The sequence below is a fragment of the Microcoleus sp. N9_A1 genome (assembly GCF_036701795.1).
In the GTDB taxonomy this organism is placed as follows: Bacteria; Cyanobacteriota; Cyanobacteriia; order Cyanobacteriales; family Microcoleaceae; genus Microcoleus.
The window spans coordinates 1-1032 of the sequence record NZ_JAUBRI010000199.1; the positions used below are offsets into that span (position 1 = coordinate 1).

The 1032-nt window shown below is 48.7% G+C and carries 3 protein-coding genes and 1 pseudogene; 3 read left to right on the plus strand and 1 reads right to left on the minus strand.

The annotated features are described in order from the left end of the window. Positions 1 to 304: pseudogene (locus QUA58_RS31420) on the minus strand (hypothetical protein); the annotation flags it as partial. Between the two features lie 163 nt (positions 305 to 467). Here QUA58_RS31420 and QUA58_RS31725 point away from each other — a divergent pair. The 3 genes from QUA58_RS31725 to QUA58_RS31430 all read left to right on the plus strand — a co-directional run. After that, complete coding sequence (locus QUA58_RS31725) at positions 468 to 662, plus strand: plasmid mobilization protein (protein WP_445301922.1); 195 nt, start codon at positions 468 to 470, stop codon at positions 660 to 662. Then, positions 659 to 826 carry a hypothetical protein gene (locus QUA58_RS31730; RefSeq protein ID WP_445301923.1) on the plus strand — a complete coding sequence of 56 codons (168 nt, stop codon included), beginning with the start codon at positions 659 to 661 and terminating at the stop codon, positions 824 to 826. Before QUA58_RS31725 ends, QUA58_RS31730 begins: the two co-directional genes overlap by 4 nt. A gap of 94 nt (positions 827 to 920) precedes the next feature. Further along, positions 921 to 1032, plus strand: a 112-nt coding sequence (locus QUA58_RS31430) for an HU family DNA-binding protein (RefSeq protein WP_333398033.1), incomplete at its 3' end; no start/stop codon positions are given.

A 1032-nucleotide genomic window follows, 5' to 3' on the forward strand; every position in this document is an offset into this window, starting at 1 on the left:
GGCCAAACTTGGACTCGATCGGCGGCTCCTGGCGTTGAACTTCGATCGAGTCGGCAGATTCCATCGGAGCTTCGTGCGTAGTGTTCGGAGCTTCGTGCGTAGTGTTCGGAGCTTCGTGCGTAGTGTTCGGAGCTTCGCTGGGGGAAACTTCCAGCAGTTGCAGCAGCGGGGGCTGAGTACCAAATAAGGTATTAATCCAGTTTTGGCGGCAGCGCTTGTCGCCCGCTGGGAACACGTTGAGCTGGTAGCCTATTTCCTTCAGTCCCTTGAGTGATTTCTGTTGTAGCTGTTCTAGGGTGTACATAGGTTTAGGGAAAGGGCGGGTATGCAGTCCCGCCCGTCAATGTTTGGGGTATGCACGGTGCATTTGTACGTGCAATCATGATGTAATCATTACACGTGCTAAAATAACTGTCAAGACTAGCACGTACAATTAATGGGAAAGGTCTTATATATGGCTAAAAACTATGCAAAGTCAGGAAAAGAAGACGATAAACGCAACAGTCCGCCTCGACGAGGAGGACTGGGAGGCATTGAAGAGCAAAGCAAGAGCACTGGGGATGAAGTCTCGGACGGAATTCCTGAAGGCGATAGCACGTGGCTACATAGAGGCCCGGAAGACTCTATCGACGGAGGAAAAGCAAATATTGGGAAAATATTGAGCCAGTTGAGGGTACTGCAGCAGTCTCACCTGGCTTACGTTGAAGCTCACGAAGAAAGGCTTAAGAATAGATTGAAGGCAGCAGAAGAGCATCACAACAACATCACTGACCAAATGAATCAACTAGAACAAGAGATTCTTGCACTTCTAGGAGAAACAGTCTGATAGTTACAGAAGCCAGCACTCCTTACGGGGGCGCTGGTTTTGCGTTACTAATAACTAATAACTAAAGACTAATTACTAAAGAGCGATCGCACTTATGAACAAAGGAGAACTGGTGGAACTGATGGCAACCAAGGCCGACACCACCCAAAAAGCAGCTAATGCCTTACTGGACGCTTTTATCGACTCAATCACCCAAGTCGTCGCCG

Excerpts from the sequence above, each read along its gene's own strand:
- QUA58_RS31725 (WP_445301922.1), top strand. The coding sequence starts at position 468 with ATGCAAAGTCAGGAAAAGAAGACGATAAACGCAACAGTCCGCCTCGAC.